This is a genomic window from Actinotignum sp. usb-actsch-rep-73 (assembly GCF_059082735.1).
Genome location: NZ_JBHNPV010000050.1, coordinates 1 through 17238, shown reverse-complemented (window position 1 = coordinate 17238; position 17238 = coordinate 1). Strand labels below are relative to the sequence as shown.

Genomic DNA, 17238 nt, shown 5'->3' with positions numbered 1-17238 from the left:
GAAGTGTCGAAAACCCTCGACTTGAAAGGCGGGGAGCCGACCTGCAATCAGGGCGGCATGGTCATCTTGGAGCCCGTCTATGCCGCATCCAAGGCCGACTATTTCACCCGCGTCACCAAGGATCAGGCAGGTGCGCTGCTGGCCACGGATTACACCGATCCGCCCATGGTCGCCAGCTCGTCGCTGTGCCCCAGGCGGTTGACGCCGGTCGAGTGTGCCCGGTTGCAGGGGTTTCCTGACGATTGGTGTGACGGTCTTGCTATCGAGGATCCGACAAGCGAGGACATCGAGTATTGGACGGGCATTTGGGCTACCTGGAACTTGGCGCGCGGCGTGAAACCACGAACCGCACGCCAAGTCACTACTTGGTTGGAGAATCCAACCAGTGATAGTGCCCAGTACAAGTTGTGGGGTAACGCGATCGCTTTGCCCGTTGCTCGCCACGTCCTTGAAAGACTGAAGAATTTTGCTCGCGCAGGGACTGGATAAGCACTCGCACCTATGGCTGTATGTACATGACCAAACAAACCCCGACAAGGGGGAAACATGAGATGGAGGATGGTCATGAGTGATCTACATATCGAGATCAGCGAGATGCTGGAGGCAGGCATCAACATCTGGGACATTGAAGAAGCCCTCGACATTGCACGAAAGTGGAACTTCTCCCTGGTTGCCGGTGCGATCGAACACGACCCGCATGGCTATCTGCGACTGGTTGATTCTTGGTTTGAACAGGTGACCCGATGACCACGATCGAGTTTACCCCGAACAAGGCTGGGCGTAAGAAACTCGCCGAAGTCATCGCGGAACATCTTGGCGTGAAAGCCAGGTATGCTGGCATGCCCACCTTTGACTATCTGATTGGTGAGGCGCGGTTGGATCGGGACTGGGTGCTCCACCTCCCAGACAACGCAGACGGCGACGCGATAACCGACGCCGCGAGCGCGGCCGGGTTTGCGCCTGCGGGTGAGGTTTACGGACTCACGCTCACATTCCCCACGACCAGGTGGGACGAGGCCACAGGCGCGAAGCTCGACGCCCTGCTCGCCTCCAAGGGAGCACTCATCGCTAAGGCACTGGTTATTCCTGCTACGCCCATGGCGATCGATGAGGCGGAAGGGACCGTTGAGTTTGCCTGGTTTGACCAGCTCCCAGATGCGGAGGTGATTGAAGCGGTCAGCGTGCTGATTCAGCTCATGATCGAGCACGCGAAAACCGCCACGAGAGTCTCCGCGAAGCCTGCCAAGACAGGTGGAAATGACAAGTATGCGATGCGCTGCTGGTTGCTGCGCCTGGGCATGATCGGCGACAACTACAAGCACGTGCGCCGAGTCCTGCTAGCGAATCTGGAAGGCAACGCAGCATGGAAAACCCTGCCCAAATCCGACCACTGAGTTCCTTGCGGAGAACCGGCGAAAAGCGACTGGATAACCGCGCACACCTATGGCTGTATGTACATGATCGAACAAGAAATAAAGGAGCGAGGTCATGAATACCAGCAAGGTCACGATGGAGCAGCTGCAGATCGCGACCGACAGCTACGGCACGGTTATCGCCTACGGAGACTTCGTCCTCGCCTCGGCATACCGGCACCTGGGCAAAGGCCGGATCGGAAACGACGCCCGCGTCTACAAACTCGCCGAGCAGCCCATCCCTGGCTGGGGATCGGACGCCCGCAGTTTCATTGAATGCGAACTCGCCCTGGTTGCTGAGGCTGAGGAACTGTTCGAAGACGCCGGCCACGCCATCGCCTGGGCGCTTGCCCACACCAACTAACCAGCACAGGAAGGAGCCTGAAGGGCGTGATGCGCACTCTCGACACCTACACGCCGACCCGATTCATGGCCACAGGCTCACGCTACGACAAGCGTAAAGCCGACTTCGCGGTCGCGTTCATCCAAGCCTTAAAGCACACCAAAGGCCGCTGGTCAGGCAAGCCCTTCCAGCTCATCGACTGGCAAGAGCAAATCATCCGCGACCTGTTCGGCACTGTCAAAGAAGACGGCTACCGCCAATTCACCACCGCCTACGTCGAGATACCCAAAAAGATGGGCAAAAGTGAGCTCGCCGCCGCAATTGCGCTACTACTCACCTGCGGGGATGGTGAAGAACGCGCTGAAGTGTATGGGTGCGCGGCTGATCGCCAGCAAGCATCCATTGTGTTTGAGGTCGCAGCGGACATGATTCGCATGAGTCCAGCGCTGTCCAAACGCGTCAAGATTCTTGCCTCGCAGAAGCGGATCATCTACAAGCCCACCAACTCCTTCTACCAGGTGCTGAGCGCGGAGGCGTATTCGAAGCACGGGTTCAACATCTCCGGCGTTGTCTTCGACGAACTCCACACCCAACCCAACCGTGCCTTGTTCGACGTCATGACGAAAGGATCAGGCGACGCGCGCACCCAACCCCTGTACTTCCTCATCACGACAGCGGGTACCGACACGCATAGCATTTGTTATGAGCAACACCAAAAAGCCCAAGACATCCTAGATGGCAAAAAGCACGACCCCACGTTCTACCCGGTGATCTATGGGGCGGCGCAAGATGATGATTGGACCGACGAGGACGTGTGGCATAAGGCTAACCCGAGCTTAGGGATCACTGTCCCGATCGAGAAAGTCCGCCAAGCCTGCACGAGCGCGAAACAAAACCCAGCCGAAGAAAACACATTCCGCCAACTTCGCCTCAACCAATGGGTCAAACAAAGCGTGCGGTGGATGCCCATGCACATCTGGAACCAAAACTCAGCACCCGTCGACCTGTCAGATTTGGAAGGACGCGTGTGTTACGGCGGCCTCGACTTGGCTTCCACGACGGACATCACTGCTTTCGTTCTCATATTCCCACCCTACGGGGACGATGACAAATATACGGTCGCGCCATGGTTTTGGATACCCGAAGACAACCTCAAACTAAGGGTTGCCCGTGATCACGTGCCCTACGACCTGTGGCAACAGCAAGGCTTCCTACAAACCACTGAGGGCAACGTCGTCCACTACGGCGCAATTGAAGCCTTCATCGAGCAACTCGGTGAACGCTTCGATATCCGCGAGATCGCATTCGACCGGTGGGGCGCAGTCCAAATGAGCCAAAACCTTGACGAAGCAGGTTTCACGGTTGTTCCGTTTGGGCAAGGCTTCAAAGACATGAGCCCACCATCCAAAGAACTCATGAAACTCGCTTTAGAGGGAAAACTGGCACATGGCGGGCATCCAGTGCTTTCGTGGATGGTAGACAACATTCACGTCCGCACCGACCCAGCAGGAAACATCAAACCCGACAAACAAAAGAGCACCGAGAAGATCGACGGCGTCGTCGCAACAATCATGGCCCTCGACCGCGCCATCCGAAACGGCACCGGGCACGTCAGCGGCAGTGTTTATGACGAACGCGGCCTACTCGTGCTGTGAGCACGCTCATGGATGAACGCGCCGATGCCTGCGCCGATCAGTCCCAAGATCGAGTAGGCGACGCCGTAGATGAGGGCTGAATCGTTGTAGTACACGAACAGTGTGGTCAAGAACCCTGCGAACGGGGCCAGTAGCCACCACCAGCCGAACCCGTGGCGTGCCCCATCGATAACGCTCAAAACGATGGTGAGTAGTGGAAACGCGAGGAAGAGCAACGCGATGAACCACTTGGCGTTGGGATCGCTCAGCCTGCTGATCCACATGGAAATGAGCGGCAACAACCAAAATGCCGCTAGCAGGACACTCATCAGTGCCCACGACTGTTTTGAGGGCGCTTTCATATTCCAATTCTACATGTGAAAGGACACCGCATGAGTTTTCTGAATTGGCTGCGTGGCGACACCACCCGCTCCGCTGACGATCACGCGATCAGCTCTGGCTACAGCTTTTTCTTCGGGGCAACGAGCTCTGGCCGTCCGGTGACAGAACGCAGCGCGATGCAAATGACCGCCGTCTACTCATGCGTGCGGATTTTGGCTGAAGCTATCGCGGGTCTGCCGTTGCATGTTTACCAGCAGAGCAGTGATGGGGCGAAGGTGAAGGCGCTCGACCATCCCTTATACCGGCTGTTGCATGATGAGCCGAACCCTGAAATGACATCCTTTGTCTTTAGGGAAACTCTGATGACGCATTTGCTTCTTTGGGGTAATGCGTTCGCCCAAGTGCTGCGCAACGGTAAAGATGAAGTGATTGGTTTGTATCCGTTGATGCCGAACCGGATGATGGTGGGGCGCGACGAGGCTGGGCGACTCTATTACGAGTATCAGCGCACCTGGGACGAACCAGCTGGACGCTTCGACACGGTGCGACTCTCGGCGCGCGAGGTGCTGCACATTCCAGGGTTGGGCTTTGACGGGCTGGTTGGTTATAGCCCGATTGCGATGGCAAAGAATGCCATCGGCCTCGCCCAAGCAACAGAAGACTACGGCGCATCGTTTTTTGCTAACGGTGCTGCACCTGGTGGTGTGTTGGAGCATCCGGGAACGATCAAAGACCCCGCGCGCGTTAGGGAGTCCTGGCAGTCCACGTTCGGCGGAGCCCGCAACGGGAACAAGATCGCTGTGCTCGAGGAAGGCATGAAATACACGCCCATCTCCGTCAGCCCAGAACAAGCTCAATTCCTTGAAACGAGGAAGTTTCAGATCAACGAAATTGCTCGAATCTTCCGCATACCCCCGCACATGATCGGCGACCTCGAAAAATCCTCGTTTTCCAATATTGAGCAGCAGTCGTTGGAGTTTGTGAAGTACACGTTGGACCCGTGGGTGATCCGGTGGGAACAGGCCATCACCAAAACACTCCTCAGCTCGCGTGAAAAACCTGGCGTGTATGTGAAGTTCAACCTCGAAGGCTTGCTACGTGGGGATTACGAATCCCGAATGAATGGTTATGCGGTGGCAAGGCAAAACGGCTGGATGAGCGCCAACGATATCCGCGAACTAGAAAACCTCGATCGCATCAGTCCCGAGGCTGGCGGCGACCTCTACCTCGTCAACGGGAACATGCTCCCGCTCAGTCTCGCAGGTGCATACGCGCAGACAACCGGGTCTGAATCGGAGCCTGAACCGGCTGAGGAACCTATGAGTGAATCTTCTGTAAGGAGGAGGATATGAGACGTTTTTGGAACTGGCTCACACCAGAGCCATCAACTGACCCGGACGCAGATGCAGTCCGGGTTTTGCGCATTAGCGGCACGATCGCTGAAGAATCCTGGTTCGATGACGACATCACACCCAGCATCTTCGCCAGCGAGTTGAACGCTGGGTCGGGGCCGGTGACGATCTGGCTCAACAGCCCGGGTGGTGATGTGGTGGCTGCGGCGCAGATCTACAACATGCTCATCGACTACCCAGGCGAGGTGACCGTCAATATCGACGGTATCGCCGCATCGGCCGCGTCTGTGATCGCGATGGCCGCCACGAAGGTTGCCATGAGCCCGGTGTCGATGTTGATGATTCATAACCCGGCCACCATGGCGGTTGGCGATAAGGACGAACTCGCACGTGCGATGAGCATGCTTGATTCGGTCAAAGAATCGATTCTGAATGCATATCAGGAGAAGACGAACCTGAGTCGGGCGAAGCTGTCCAAGCTCATGGACGCTGAGACGTGGATGGATGCGCGGGCTGCGATCGACATGGGTTTCGCCGACGAACTCCTCACCAACCAACGCGACCCAATGTTTGCGATTGAGCCGGACAACGAGCCGGATGACGATGAGGACGAGGCCGAGTCACCAGACGAACCCGACGAAGACGACGAGGATGAAGATCCGAAGCGCCTGCCGTTTCCACCCAAGAACGCGGGACAAGGCACGGTGTTTTCCCGCCGCGCCTCCGAACAAAAGCTCGTCGCACACCTGACCGCCACATCACCGCCACCTCCGTCGAAGCGAGTGCGTCCACCACTCCCAACCATTCAACCCGCCGTGCCTGTTGGTCGGCGGGTTCTCGATTTGTACGCCGAACTAGCGAACCAACCCCACTGAAAGGACCAACACCCATGACAACCCCTATGACTGTTTCTGACCTTCGCACCAAGCGCGCAGATGCTTGGGAGAAGGCGAAGGCATTCCTTGACGAGCGCCGCGACACCACAACCGGTTGCCTGTCTGCTGAAGATGATCAGGCTTACGCGAAGATGGAAGCCGAAATCGATCGTCTCACCAACGAGATTGCCCGTTCTGAACGTGCCCTGCGCCGCGACGCCGACCTCGCTAAGGCAACCAACACACCGCTCACCTCCATGCCCGGCATCAACCCCGACAATGACGAGGTCAAGCACACAACCCCACGCGCTACATCCTCCTATAAGCGAGCCTTCTGGGATGCCATGCGGCTCAACGCTTCTCCGATGGAGGTGCGCAACGCCCTTAGCGAGGGTGTTGATACTGAAGGCGGCTATCTGGTGCCCGACGAGTTCGAACGCACGCTGATCTCCTCACTTGAAGATCAGAACATCATGCGCGGCCTGGCCAAGGTCATTCAAACCACCAGCGGGGATCGGAAGATCCCAGTCGTCTCCACGCATGGCACTGCCGGGTGGCTCGATGAAGGCAAGCCGTACACCGAATCCGATGAAACCTTCACGCAGGTCACTTTGTCGGCGTTTAAGCTCGGCACCTTCCTCAAAATCAGCGAAGAGCTACTCAATGACAGCGCGTTTAATGTCGAGCAGTACCTAGCAGCTGAGTTTGCTCGCCGTATCGGCGCGGCTGAAGAAGAAGCCTTCCTCACCGGAGACGGCAAGGGCAAACCCACCGGCATCTTCACTGCATCTGGCGGTGGCGAGAAGGCGGTGACCACGGGCAAGGCCACCGACATTACCGCTGATGAGCTCATCGACCTGCACTACGCCCTGCGCGGCCCGTATCGGAAGAACGCGGTGTGGCTGATGAACGATTCCACTGTGAAAACCATCCGTAAGCTCAAGGATGGTAACGGCCAGTACTTGTGGCAACCTGCCCTGACCGCAGGAACGCCGGATCTGGTTCTTGGCCGCCCGGTCCACACGTCGACGTTTGTGCCGGAGATCAAGGCTGGTGCGTCGACGGTTGCTTTCGGTGACTTGTCGTATTACTGGATCGCCGACCGACAGGGCCGCTCCTTTAAGCGGCTCAACGAACTGTTCGCCACCACCGGACAGGTCGGATTCCTCGCATCCCAGCGACTGGACGGCAAGCTCGTCCTACCCGAAGCAGTCAAGCTGCTCACCCAAAAGGCATCCGCATAACCAGCGGTTCTACACACTGAGAGGAGGTGGCCGCAATGACCACGACTGAGCTTATCGATCAGGTGAAGGCGAATCTGCTCATCACCTTTGACGATGACGATCAATTGATCGGCGCGCTGATCAACGCGGCCACCTCCTACGCCTGCTCCTACCAACACCTTGATGAGGGCTACTACGAGACACACGACATGTCTGGGGCAACCAGGCAGGGCGTTGTCATGCTCGCCTCCCATTTTTATGAGTCGCGTGATGGTTCCACGGCAGGGTTCTGGGCAGATAAGCCAGATGCGGCTCGGGCGGTATGGAACGCGGTGAACAATCTGCTGCGCCTGGACCGGGATTGGAAGGTGTAGACCAATGGCTTCTTTGGGATCCATGCGCACCACCATCGACCTCATCCAGCCGACGGTTGTTCGGGATAAGGCGGGGTTCACCACCACGCGCGATGAAGTGAAGGCGACGGTGCGGGCGCAGATCGAGGTGCGGCACGCATCGAGCGCGTGGGTGAACCGGGCAGCGTACTCAAAGGCCGACGTCCTCTTCCGCATCAGATCTTTTCCCGGACTGTCCGTGACCACTGATATGGAGATCAGTGGCCCGGATGGGCGGTATGTGATTGACGCAGTTGGGGTGATCGGCAGGTATGTTGAGATTCTTGCCCACCAGACCACGCCCGAAGGAGACGCCCATGGCTAGAGTTCAGATTCGTCTGCCGAACGCGTTTATTGATTCTCTTGATGCTGCCAGCCGTGTGCTAGAAACATCGGCGGATGAGGTGCTTGAGGCGGGAGCCGCGGTGGTTGAGCCGCGTATGCGAGCCAACCTCACGGGCGTGATCGGACGTGCCACCAATCAGCCCTCGCGGTCAACAGGGCAACTACTCAGCGCGCTTGGTACGACCTCGGTGAAAGTCAATAGCCGAGGCGATCACAACATTAAGGTCGGCTTCGCTGAGAACCGCCGCGACGGCAGAGCGAATGCGTTGATCGCCAACGTCCTCGAACATGGCCGGTCCAACCAGCCCGCACGCCCGTTCCTTGCACCCACACGGTCGCAAACACGGCGTGGTGCAATCGAGGCCATGAAGGCGGCGCTGACGGCGCGGATTGAGCAGGTGGGGCCATGACACCGCTACTCGAACAACTCATGGAGATTGCTGACAAGCTCGGATTGCCGTTCGAGGTCGGTCTCTACACGGCTACGCCTGCGCCGCAGACGTATCTGGTGGCAACCCCGCTGACGGACGTGTTGGACGTGTTCGCCGATAACCAACCCAGCGTTGAGGTTGAGGAAGTCCGCCTCGCACTCTTCACTCGCGGAAACTATCTCGACCTGCGTAGCCGCATTACCCGCGCCCTGCTCGACACTGGACTGACGATCACTGCCCGTACCTATGTCGGCTTCGAAGCGGATACCGGATTTCATCATTACGCGATAGATGTCGCAACCCACCACACCTACACATGAAGGAGCATTACTCATGGCGACTATTGGTTTAGACAAGCTCTACTACGCCACCATCACTGAAAACCCCGACACGGGTGAGGAAACCTACGCCAAACCCAAACCCCTCGCCAAAGCCATCTCCGCAGAACTCAGTGTTGAGGTCGCTGAAGCGATTCTGTATGCCGATGACGGGCCGAGTGAGATCGTCAAGGAATTCAAATCCGGCACCCTGACTTTGGGTATCGACGACCTGGGTGGTGAAGCAGCCGCAGCCTTGACGGGTGCGACCGTGGATTCCAACGGGGTGCTCATTTCAGCTTCCGAGGACGGCGGGGCTCCGGTGGCGATCGGTTTCCGAGCCGCACGCTCTACGGGGAAGTATCAGTATTTCTGGCTGTACCGGGTCAAGTTCGCCCTGCCCACCGAAACCCTGGCAACTAAAGCCGACTCCATCACGTTCTCCACCCCTTCAATTGAGGGCACGATTTTGCGGCGTAACAAACCCGATAGTAAGGGGCGGCATCCGTGGAAGGCCGAAGTCACCGAAGGCACAACCGGCGTCAAGCCCGAGACGATCACGAACTGGTATGCACAGGTTTACGAACCCGCCAGCACCACATCTGAAGCCTAAGGAGCATGAGCCATGACAACCAAGAAGAAAACTGAATCAGTTGTTGACCCAGGGCGCTCCGCCACTGTCAGCATCGGCGGTACCGACTGCGAGCTTGTCTTGACGACGAAAGCCACGCGTCTGATCGCCGAGCGATACGGCGGGCTCGAACATCTGGGCAACGCCCTCGAAACTTCCGACGATCTGGGCAAAACATTGGGTGAGGTGATTTGGCTAATCACGCTGCTGGTCAACCAGTCCATCCAGATCCACAACCTGCGCCACCCAGACGACAAGCGCCCAGAGCTGAGCGAGGACGAGGTTGAACTACTCACCGTTCCCGCTGATCTGGCGGACTATCGCGGCGCGATCGCCGAAGCCCTCCAGCGCGGAACACGACGAGACATCCTTACCGAGCCAGCCCCAAAAGCACCACCGACGGACGAATAGTCGAGACCGATCAGGCTGTGTTCACGCGGCTGACCTACATTGGAATGGCCCACCTTCACCTATCACGCGTGGAAGTGGGTCTGACTGTCTTCGGAGAACTCCTCGACCTCGTGGACTGCTGGCGCATCGAAACCGGACGAGCTGAGCCGCTGCGTCAATGGTTCATCGACGACGTCATCCCGCCAGGGATTTAGTAATTTCGATGAGTCATGGGTGATTCGTTCACGAGACGATGGAATTCCTTACGTGCTGCATCTTCGATTTCGTCCCAAGTAAACAAATCCTTGAGGTACGTGCAGCGAGAAGTATTCGTCTCCATCTCAAGCATGGTTTTCAATACTTCCTTGTCGTTTTTTAGGAGTCCCAACGCTTCGAGGATCCATAGGCGAAGCTCAGGTCGACGAGTGAACGAATGGCTTTCCCAAACCTTTCGAGCCAAGAGTTCCTTATAGCTTCGCTTTACTTTGTTTCTCCTTGCAGTTTCAAAATCAAAGTATTCCTTCGATAGAAAAACTGACGTAGCGTGAGTCCGGATCGAGAACCACCAGCGGTTGTCGTCTTGTTGAGGGAAACACGTCTCGAAAGCATCAGCAAGCGGCGTAGGTCCATTTAGCTCAGCAAGCACAGCTCCGAAATCTTCTGCACTCATTCCCATAGGTTTCCCCTTCGTTTAGCAATTTGATCCCTTTTCATTATCCCTTCGAGGAGGTGACTTTGCCATGGCCGACTCCAGTTTTGGTTTGAAGATTGGGCTTGAGGGCGAGCGGGAGTTTAAGCGCGCGATTACGGATATTAACCGTGAGATGCGTGTGCTTGGCAGTGAGATGAAGCTCGTGGCGTCCTCGTTTGATAAGAACGACAAGTCTGCCGAAGCCTTCACGGCCCGTAACCAAGTGCTGGGCAAAGAGATTGAGGTGCAGAAAGCCAAGATCGAGACCCTACGCGCCGCACTCGAAAACTCCGCTACGAGCTTTGGTGAGAACGATAGTCGGACGAAGAACTGGCAGATCCAGCTCAACAACGCAGGCGCGGAGCTCAACCGGCTCGAAGGCGAACTCAAAGCCAACAACGACGCCCTCTCTGATTTCGGGAACGAGGCAGACGGTGCGGGCGACGATGCTAAAGACGCCGCCAAGGACGCAGGACGTCTTGAGGGCGCGGTGGATGATCTCGGTGACGAGATGGACACCACCAGTTCCAAGACCCGCATTTTCGGCGACGTGTTGAAAGCCAACCTCGCCTCCGAAGCCATCATCGCCGGAGTCAAAGGCATCGGGCATGCGATCGCCAGTATTGGTCGCGGCATGGTAGGCGCGTTGAAAGAGGGCGTGGAGTACAACGCTCGCATGGAGCAATACTCCACAAGCTTCACGACGATGCTCAGCGACCAAGCAAAAGCCCAACAGCTCGTCAACGATCTGAAAGTTCAAGCGGCGAAGACTCCGTTTGGTATGGAAGAACTCGCGGGCAACATGCAAACCCTCCTGAGCTTTGGCATGAGCCTTGAGGATGCGAAAAAGCACCTGAACGAAATCGGCGACATCTCCCAAGGTGATGCGGTGAAGATGGAATCGCTCACGCTCGCCTTCGCCCAAATGTCTTCGACCGGCAAGCTCACGGGTCAGGACTTGCTGCAGATGATCAACGCCGGATTCAACCCGCTCGAAGAGATCAGCCGCAAGACCGGCAAAAGCATTGGTGAGCTCAAGGAGGATATGGCCAAGGGTGCTATTTCGGCTGACATGGTCGCTGACGCATTCGCCAGTGCTACTGCTGAAGGCGGGCGTTTCTACGGGGCCATGGACGCCCAATCCCAAACCTTTTCGGGCCAGTTGGCGACGATGCAGGATGGGGTTGAAAATCTCAAGGGGTTGTTGGCTGGTGGTCTGTCGGAGGCGTTGGCGGGTTCGGTGTTGCCGATGCTGAACGGGTGGATCGACGAACTCACGGCAGCGTTCGAAGAAGGCGGAACACCCGCCCTCATCGACACCCTCGGCACCGTCTTACAGGAAGCTCTCGCATTTATTGCCGAGCAGCTACCGATGGTGGTCGAGACCGGCATGAGCATTTTGACCGCGCTCCTTGAAGGCATTATCAAGGTGTTGCCACAAGTAGCAGAAACAGCCGTGACGTTGATTATCGCTCTGGTCGAGACAATCATCGAAGCGTTGCCGTCCCTGTTGGAGGCGGCGATACAGATCATCGCCACACTGGTCTCTGGTATCGGCGAAGCACTACCGGAACTGGTTCCTGCGGCGGTGGAGATGCTCATGGCTTTGGTACAGGGTCTGGTCGACAACCTCCCGTTGCTTCTTGATGCGGCGTTGCAGCTCATCACCGGACTTACCGAAGGCTTGATCGCTGCCATTCCCGTGATCATCGAAGCCCTCCCACAGATCATCACCGGGATTGTCACGTTCCTTGTGGGGGCGATCCCGCAGATCATCGAAGCAGGAATCCAACTACTCACCGCCTTGATCGGGGCGCTGCCTCAGATCATCACAGCGATTGTCGCAGCACTCCCGCAGATTATTACTGCAATCGTGGACGGCGTGGTTGGTGCTATCCCACAACTGATCCAAGCAGGCATTCAGTTGTTGACGGCTTTGATTGGGGCGTTGCCGCAAATCATTACAACTATCGTGGCCGCGCTCCCGCAGATTATCGGAGCTATTGTGTCGGCGATTGGTGGGGCGATCCCGCAACTCGTCCAAGCAGGCATCCAACTCTTGACCGCGTTGGTACGAAACCTGCCGCAGATTATTTCCACAATCGTCGCAGCAATCCCATCGATTATTTCTGGGATTGTGTCTGCTGTTGGTCAGGGCGTCTCAGCGATGGCCCAGGCGGGCAAAAACCTCGTCTACGGCCTGTGGAACGGTATCCAATCCTTAGCGGGGTGGCTGTGGAATTCGGTCTCGAACTGGGCATCAGGTATTTGGGACTCCATCACTGGCTTCTTCGGCATCCACTCACCGTCACGCAAGATGGCCTGGGCAGGACGGATGCTTGTCGAAGGCCTCGCAGGCTCCATCCGCACGGACGGCAACAAGGCTGTCACCGCAGCTTCAGGGCTCGCGCGCAACACGATAGACGCCTTCGCCGACCTTGAGGACGGGCTGGCCGTGCCGATCGAGGCGGTGGCAGACCTGCAAGTGCCGAGCGTTGACCTCACCCCACAACCCGTGACTGTATCTCAGCGAAGTACTGATGAAGCGGCAGAGCGTGTGGATGTCGCTGGGATCGTGGATGCGACTGCAAAGCGTATCCTCGGGTCTTTGGATATTTCGGTGACGTTGTCGGATGGGACGCTGGTGGGCAAACTCGCACCCGCCCTCGATAAACAACTTGCCCGCCTTGATCGGCGGCAGACCGTGATGGCAGGAGGATACTAACCATGTTCGGCTTCACCCTCAATAACCAGGTGTCTTCTGCTTCGCTGGGTCTGCGACTCACGGCACCCGTTGCGATCCCAGCGTCGGTGCGCAGGGCTGATGATATTGAGGTCAAAGGACGCGCCGGAACCCTCACGCGCTTCACGGGCTGGGAGGACACCGAGATCGATCTCGACCTCGCGGTGCCTGTTCGTGACGGGCTCGACCAGTATCGGCAGGCTGCTCACGAGCTGACGGGCTCTTCGACGATTGCGTTGACTGCCGAGCCTGGTGTTTACCGCAAGGTTAAGCACTGCGAAGTGAGCGAACTGCGCCGGGAGCTGTCGGGGTGGGGGTTCTTCACCGCGCGCCTGACCTGCCAGCCCTTCACGTACCTGACCGAGGGATTGAATCCGGTAACGCTCACTGCATCTGGGACGATCACGAACCCCGGCCTACTGGAAGCTGATCCGATCATCACAGTCACCGGCACCGGGGCGCTCTCGCTGACGATCAATACGAGCATTTATCACGTGAATTCGCCAGCAGGTTCCGTCACGCTCGACAGCGAACGTCTCGTCGCTCACGCCCACGGGAAAGTCCAGACCGATGCGCTCACCGACGCCTTCCCGACCTTCAAGCCTGGGATCAATCGCCTCACGCTCGGCGCGGGTATTTCGAAGATCGTGATCACGCCGAACTGGCGCAACCCCTAACACCCAACTCACTACATTCTCTGACGGCCATCCCTTCGTGGGGTGGCCACTGTTGTCTTTGGAAGGCTCCTCATGATTACGGTTCACGACCGCACCGCCACGACATTCACCACCACCGGGCTAGGAGTCTTGGATCGGGAGATCATCAATCCGATCGTGGTCGAGGAACTAGGTGGCGAATTCTCACTAACCTTCACCTACCCGGCAGACGGTCCAGCAGCCACGCACCTGACGCTTGAGAACATTGTGGCAGCGCCCGTGCCAGGGCTGGAGCAACGTCAGGGGTTCCGCATCAGCGAGGTTGTCACCACGCTTGACGGCATGCTCGAAGTGACGGCGTTTCACGTGTTCTATGATCTGGCGGGGAATCTCATCGCCGACACCTACGTGGTCAACAAAACCGCGAAAGGCGCACTGACCCAGATCCTTGGGGCGGCGAACACGAGCCACGGGTTTACTGCTACCTCGTCGGATACGGTGACGCGCTCGTCGGCGCGGATGGTGCGCATGCCCATCACCGCTGCGCTCATGGACGCGGGCGAGGACAACACGCTCATCTCGCGTTGGGGCGGCGAACTGGCCCGCGATAATTTCCATATCCATCACGCGCCCATGCGCGGAGCCAACCATGGGGTGGTCATTCGTGATCGGAAGAACCTCACTGGCTTCGAATCATCCATTGATTTTTCGACGGTGGTGACGCGGATTCTGCCAGTCGGATACGACGGCCTACTCCTGCCTGAACTGTATGTCGATAGTCCGAAGTTGGGTGATTATGTGGTGCCGCGTATCCGCGTCATCCGCTACGGACAAGTCAAAGCCATCACCGACAAAGACAACCCGCGTGAGGGTGAACTCCCACTCGACCAAGCCCACTCTGAGCTGCGCCGACTAGCTGCAGCAGAATTCAGCGCAAGACATGTCGATGAGCCGTCGGGCTCGTATAAGGTGCGGTTCGTCGATCTCGCCACCACCCGTGAATACGCTGATCTTGCACGCCTGGAAACCGTCGAAATTGGCGACACCGTGACCGTCCGTCACGCTGATCTTGGGATTGCGCTCACGGCACGGGTGGTCGCTTACGAATACAACCCGCTCACGCTCCAGTACATCTCCGTTGAGCTGGGTTCTACTGCTCGGAAGTTCACGTCTGTCACCCGGCAGGTCAAAACCGCCGTCAATACGGCGGTGGCTGCGTCGGATGCGGCAGGATTCGCACTCGCTTCAGCGGATGGGAAGAACACCAACCACTACGGCAGCATCCAGCCCGCCAAGGCCAAGCTGGGTGACACGTGGTTCCGGCAAAATGGCGAACAGGTCGAGATCTGGATCTACCAGCTCACTGATACCGGGCAGCCCGGCTGGGTGGCACTCGCTACTGATCTGAATCATGCCCAGCTCGGTGCGGAACTCGATGCCGTCCGCACACAAGTCGGCCACGCCCTGCTTGCGGCCCAGGATGCACAAACCGCCGCCGATGCTGTCGCCACTCAGATGGCGTCGGCGCAGGTGGAGATTGACCAGGCCAAGACCGCAGCCGCTGGTGCTACCCAGTTGGCGCAGGATGCCCACGACATCGCGGTAACCTCGGATGGGCGGCTCACGGTTGCCGTTGTTGATCCTAGCGTAGCGGATGCGGCTGGCCGACCGGAGGGTGCGCTGTGGCAAGTGCGCGTAGACGGAGTGATCGCCCGCCAATATCTCCTCACCAACAACCAATGGGAACAAACACCGGTCGGTGCCGCGATGATCGGGCCGAAAGCGATCAGCCAAGCACACATCGCAGATGCCGCCATCGGCACCGCACACATCGCTGATGCCGCTATCACCGACGCGAAAATCAGTTCACTGTCGGCAGCCAAAATCACGGCTGGGTTCTTGGCGGCTGACCGTATCGCCACGGGAAGTATTACCTCCGACAAGCTGACCATCGCGAGTGGGTTCATCACCACCGCAATGATTGCCAACGCCGCGATCACGGACGCAAAGGTTGGCAGTCTATCGGCGTCGAAGATTACGACCGGTACCTTGTCGGCGGCACGGATCGCTGCCGGTTCGATTACCTCGGACAAGTTGACGATCGCTAACGGTTTTATCCAGTCCACGATGATCAAGGACGCTGCGGTCACATCGGCCAAGATTGCTTCGCTGGATGCTGGGAAGATCACCACCGGGTATCTGAACGCCGCTCGGATTGGGGCGCGGTCGATTACGGCCGACAAGCTCGCGACCAACGCCATCCAAGTAGGCCTGGCAGACTGGACGCAATCGATCCGCATTACGCCCACGCAGATCGCCTGGTATGACGGGACCACCCTGGAAGGCAAGATCACGAGCGCTGGGATGCAGTTTTGGTACGGAACCCGCTATATCGGTGAGTTTGCTCGGCGGGCTCATAAGGACAAGCCGAATGTGCAAGGCATCGTCAACCAACTTGCTTACAAAGGCGACTACGTCGCCTGGACCTACCAGAAGGCAGACGGCGGCACCTACTACACCTGTCTCACCCTTGACCCGAAAGGCCTGTTTTACGGGCAGGCAGGTATCCACCTCGGCTCCGATCTGCGAACAGGTGGCTACAAGTTCTACACGACGGGCTCACGATATGTGACCTTGCAGGACTGCACGCTGACGGGCAAGGGAACCTATTCGGGCTGGGTGGGGCAAAGCGGGCTGTCGAAGATCGTGTTTCACACCTACGACCTGATGGTGGTCACCAATGGGTCGTATTACAACATGACCCGCCTATTCGACCGCACCAAGGATTTGATGTCGCGAATGAACGCAATCCTGAGCTTACTCAATCAAGGCTGGATCACATCCATCTCCGGAACCGGGTCGAACATCACCTGGCGGTACTTCTCCAACACTGGCCTGTCGGCCATGTCCACCAACCTCGCATAAGTAAAAGGAAACACTGATGAAGATCATGCTCGCAAACCAGTATTTGCAACCCATCGCAGACCTACTCACCAATATGCCGCTCAAGGCGGCGCAGTCCCGTGCCCGCTCGAAACTCCTCACGCTAGTGAAGGAAGCGATTGCGCGATTCGGGGAAGATGAATACGACCTCGTCGCCCAATTCGCAACACTTGACGATCAGGGTCGCCCAGTGTTCGCCGACGATGGCACGTTCGTCCTCGCCGACCCTGACAAGGCCAGTGAATTCCTCGAAGCCCGTCAAGCCCTGCTCGCGTCGATCGCTGAAGTATCGGGGCCAACCTACGACGGCCACGACAAGGACGTGAAAGCATTTCTTGATGGCTATGAGGGTGAGCTTTCTGGCGAAGCGGCCGAGGCCTATGACGTCCTTTACGACGCGATCACCAAGGGTGGCCAATGACCACCGAGGAAGAAACGAACACGGAGCTGATTGAGCCCAACGGCAATGAGTCAACGCCTAGCGAAGAAGTGCAGCTACCCATCGTCCCGGTCGAATC

General features: G+C 57.8%; 21 protein-coding genes. 19 read left to right on the top strand and 2 right to left on the bottom strand.

The features are described from left to right. The 5 genes from AC5RE1_RS03445 to AC5RE1_RS03425 all read left to right on the top strand — a co-directional run. Window positions 1-489: DNA cytosine methyltransferase (locus AC5RE1_RS03445; protein WP_493938349.1), on the top strand; the 489-nt coding region annotated here is incomplete at its 5' end. 75 nt (window positions 490-564) lie between these two features. Continuing rightward, window positions 565-747, top strand: a complete 183-nt coding sequence (locus tag AC5RE1_RS03440) for a cell division protein (protein WP_227469325.1) — start codon at window positions 565-567, stop codon at window positions 745-747. Further along, window positions 744-1394 (top strand): hypothetical protein, encoded by a 651-nt coding sequence (locus AC5RE1_RS03435; RefSeq protein WP_004007616.1) that lies wholly within the window; start codon window positions 744-746, stop codon window positions 1392-1394. The genes AC5RE1_RS03440 and AC5RE1_RS03435 overlap by 4 nt, the downstream gene beginning before the upstream one ends. Window positions 1395-1488: 94 nt before the next feature. After that, window positions 1489-1776 carry an Nmad4 family putative nucleotide modification protein gene (locus tag AC5RE1_RS03430; RefSeq protein ID WP_004007615.1) on the top strand — a complete coding sequence of 96 codons (288 nt, stop codon included), beginning with the start codon at window positions 1489-1491 and terminating at the stop codon, window positions 1774-1776. A gap of 29 nt (window positions 1777-1805) precedes the next feature. Then, complete coding sequence (locus AC5RE1_RS03425) at window positions 1806-3410, top strand: terminase large subunit (protein WP_493938350.1); 1605 nt, start codon at window positions 1806-1808, stop codon at window positions 3408-3410. Here the strand turns inward: AC5RE1_RS03425 and AC5RE1_RS03420 are convergent. Further along, a complete protein-coding gene (locus AC5RE1_RS03420) occupies window positions 3380-3751 on the bottom strand; it encodes a DUF2651 family protein (RefSeq protein WP_004007613.1) in 372 nt (123 codons plus the stop codon). The two genes, AC5RE1_RS03425 and AC5RE1_RS03420, sit on opposite strands and share 31 nt — an antisense overlap. Window positions 3752-3766: 15 nt before the next feature. On the opposite strand from AC5RE1_RS03420, the gene AC5RE1_RS03415 reads away from it, so the two are divergent. The 10 genes from AC5RE1_RS03415 to AC5RE1_RS03370 are packed head-to-tail and all read left to right on the top strand — an operon-like array spanning window position 3767 to window position 9902. Further along, complete coding sequence (locus tag AC5RE1_RS03415) at window positions 3767-5083, top strand: phage portal protein (RefSeq protein ID WP_493938348.1); 1317 nt, start codon at window positions 3767-3769, stop codon at window positions 5081-5083. Then, the gene (locus AC5RE1_RS03410) at window positions 5080-5958 is read left to right on the top strand and encodes a head maturation protease, ClpP-related (RefSeq protein WP_004012032.1); all 879 of its coding nucleotides are present in this window, start codon (window positions 5080-5082) and stop codon (window positions 5956-5958) included. The genes AC5RE1_RS03415 and AC5RE1_RS03410 overlap by 4 nt, the downstream gene beginning before the upstream one ends. 14 nt (window positions 5959-5972) lie before the next feature. After that, window positions 5973-7202: a phage major capsid protein gene (locus AC5RE1_RS03405; RefSeq protein WP_004012031.1), complete on the top strand. Its 1230-nt coding sequence runs from the start codon at window positions 5973-5975 to the stop codon at window positions 7200-7202. Window positions 7203-7237: 35 nt separating this feature from the next. Continuing rightward, entirely contained in the window at window positions 7238-7555 is a 318-nt protein-coding gene (locus AC5RE1_RS03400; RefSeq protein WP_004012030.1) for a head-tail connector protein, read from the top strand. A gap of 4 nt (window positions 7556-7559) precedes the next feature. Next, the gene (locus AC5RE1_RS03395) at window positions 7560-7898 is read left to right on the top strand and encodes a phage head completion protein (RefSeq protein ID WP_004012029.1); all 339 of its coding nucleotides are present in this window, start codon (window positions 7560-7562) and stop codon (window positions 7896-7898) included. After that, window positions 7891-8328 (top strand): HK97-gp10 family putative phage morphogenesis protein, encoded by a 438-nt coding sequence (locus AC5RE1_RS03390; protein WP_004012028.1) that lies wholly within the window; start codon window positions 7891-7893, stop codon window positions 8326-8328. Before AC5RE1_RS03395 ends, AC5RE1_RS03390 begins: the two co-directional genes overlap by 8 nt. Next, entirely contained in the window at window positions 8325-8669 is a 345-nt protein-coding gene (locus tag AC5RE1_RS03385) for a hypothetical protein (protein WP_004012027.1), read from the top strand. The genes AC5RE1_RS03390 and AC5RE1_RS03385 overlap by 4 nt, the downstream gene beginning before the upstream one ends. A 13-nt stretch (window positions 8670-8682) precedes the next feature. Continuing rightward, a complete protein-coding gene (locus AC5RE1_RS03380) occupies window positions 8683-9279 on the top strand; it encodes a major tail protein (RefSeq protein WP_004012026.1) in 597 nt (198 codons plus the stop codon). Window positions 9280-9291: 12 nt separating this feature from the next. Continuing rightward, a complete protein-coding gene (locus AC5RE1_RS03375) occupies window positions 9292-9708 on the top strand; it encodes a hypothetical protein (RefSeq protein WP_004008481.1) in 417 nt (138 codons plus the stop codon). Between the two features lie 17 nt (window positions 9709-9725). After that, complete coding sequence (locus AC5RE1_RS03370; protein ID WP_155812116.1) at window positions 9726-9902, top strand: hypothetical protein; 177 nt, start codon at window positions 9726-9728, stop codon at window positions 9900-9902. Here AC5RE1_RS03370 and AC5RE1_RS03365 read toward each other — a convergent pair. Continuing rightward, window positions 9899-10363 (bottom strand): hypothetical protein, encoded by a 465-nt coding sequence (locus AC5RE1_RS03365; protein WP_004008483.1) that lies wholly within the window; start codon window positions 10361-10363, stop codon window positions 9899-9901. The two genes, AC5RE1_RS03370 and AC5RE1_RS03365, sit on opposite strands and share 4 nt — an antisense overlap. A 64-nt stretch (window positions 10364-10427) precedes the next feature. On the opposite strand from AC5RE1_RS03365, the gene AC5RE1_RS03360 reads away from it, so the two are divergent. The 4 genes from AC5RE1_RS03360 to AC5RE1_RS03345 all read left to right on the top strand — a co-directional run bounded on the left by AC5RE1_RS03360 (window position 10428) and on the right by AC5RE1_RS03345 (window position 17141). Next, window positions 10428-13103, top strand: coding sequence for a tape measure protein (locus AC5RE1_RS03360; protein ID WP_004012025.1), 2676 nt, complete (start codon window positions 10428-10430; stop codon window positions 13101-13103). 2 nt (window positions 13104-13105) lie between these two features. Further along, complete coding sequence (locus AC5RE1_RS03355) at window positions 13106-13798, top strand: hypothetical protein (RefSeq protein ID WP_004007603.1); 693 nt, start codon at window positions 13106-13108, stop codon at window positions 13796-13798. Between the two features lie 72 nt (window positions 13799-13870). Next, window positions 13871-16702: a phage tail spike protein gene (locus tag AC5RE1_RS03350; RefSeq protein ID WP_004012024.1), complete on the top strand. Its 2832-nt coding sequence runs from the start codon at window positions 13871-13873 to the stop codon at window positions 16700-16702. A gap of 16 nt (window positions 16703-16718) precedes the next feature. Then, window positions 16719-17141, top strand: coding sequence for a DUF1617 family protein (locus AC5RE1_RS03345; RefSeq protein ID WP_004007601.1), 423 nt, complete (start codon window positions 16719-16721; stop codon window positions 17139-17141). Window positions 17142-17238: the final 97 nt, after the last annotated feature.

Excerpts from the sequence above, each read along its gene's own strand:
- AC5RE1_RS03380 (WP_004012026.1), top strand. The coding sequence starts at position 8,683 with ATGGCGACTATTGGTTTAGACAAGCTCTACTACGCCACCATCACTGAA.
- AC5RE1_RS03410 (WP_004012032.1), top strand. The coding sequence starts at position 5,080 with ATGAGACGTTTTTGGAACTGGCTCACACCAGAGCCATCAACTGACCCG.
- AC5RE1_RS03375 (WP_004008481.1), top strand. The coding sequence starts at position 9,292 with ATGACAACCAAGAAGAAAACTGAATCAGTTGTTGACCCAGGGCGCTCC.
- AC5RE1_RS03395 (WP_004012029.1), top strand. The coding sequence starts at position 7,560 with ATGGCTTCTTTGGGATCCATGCGCACCACCATCGACCTCATCCAGCCG.
- AC5RE1_RS03355 (WP_004007603.1), top strand. The coding sequence starts at position 13,106 with ATGTTCGGCTTCACCCTCAATAACCAGGTGTCTTCTGCTTCGCTGGGT.
- AC5RE1_RS03435 (WP_004007616.1), top strand. The coding sequence starts at position 744 with ATGACCACGATCGAGTTTACCCCGAACAAGGCTGGGCGTAAGAAACTC.
- AC5RE1_RS03430 (WP_004007615.1), top strand. The coding sequence starts at position 1,489 with ATGAATACCAGCAAGGTCACGATGGAGCAGCTGCAGATCGCGACCGAC.
- AC5RE1_RS03360 (WP_004012025.1), top strand. The coding sequence starts at position 10,428 with ATGGCCGACTCCAGTTTTGGTTTGAAGATTGGGCTTGAGGGCGAGCGG.
- AC5RE1_RS03350 (WP_004012024.1), top strand. The coding sequence starts at position 13,871 with ATGATTACGGTTCACGACCGCACCGCCACGACATTCACCACCACCGGG.
- AC5RE1_RS03425 (WP_493938350.1), top strand. The coding sequence starts at position 1,806 with ATGCGCACTCTCGACACCTACACGCCGACCCGATTCATGGCCACAGGC.
- AC5RE1_RS03385 (WP_004012027.1), top strand. The coding sequence starts at position 8,325 with ATGACACCGCTACTCGAACAACTCATGGAGATTGCTGACAAGCTCGGA.
- AC5RE1_RS03440 (WP_227469325.1), top strand. The coding sequence starts at position 565 with ATGAGTGATCTACATATCGAGATCAGCGAGATGCTGGAGGCAGGCATC.
- AC5RE1_RS03390 (WP_004012028.1), top strand. The coding sequence starts at position 7,891 with ATGGCTAGAGTTCAGATTCGTCTGCCGAACGCGTTTATTGATTCTCTT.
- AC5RE1_RS03345 (WP_004007601.1), top strand. The coding sequence starts at position 16,719 with ATGAAGATCATGCTCGCAAACCAGTATTTGCAACCCATCGCAGACCTA.
- AC5RE1_RS03365 (WP_004008483.1), bottom strand. The coding sequence starts at position 10,363 with ATGGGAATGAGTGCAGAAGATTTCGGAGCTGTGCTTGCTGAGCTAAAT.
- AC5RE1_RS03405 (WP_004012031.1), top strand. The coding sequence starts at position 5,973 with ATGACAACCCCTATGACTGTTTCTGACCTTCGCACCAAGCGCGCAGAT.
- AC5RE1_RS03400 (WP_004012030.1), top strand. The coding sequence starts at position 7,238 with ATGACCACGACTGAGCTTATCGATCAGGTGAAGGCGAATCTGCTCATC.
- AC5RE1_RS03420 (WP_004007613.1), bottom strand. The coding sequence starts at position 3,751 with ATGAAAGCGCCCTCAAAACAGTCGTGGGCACTGATGAGTGTCCTGCTA.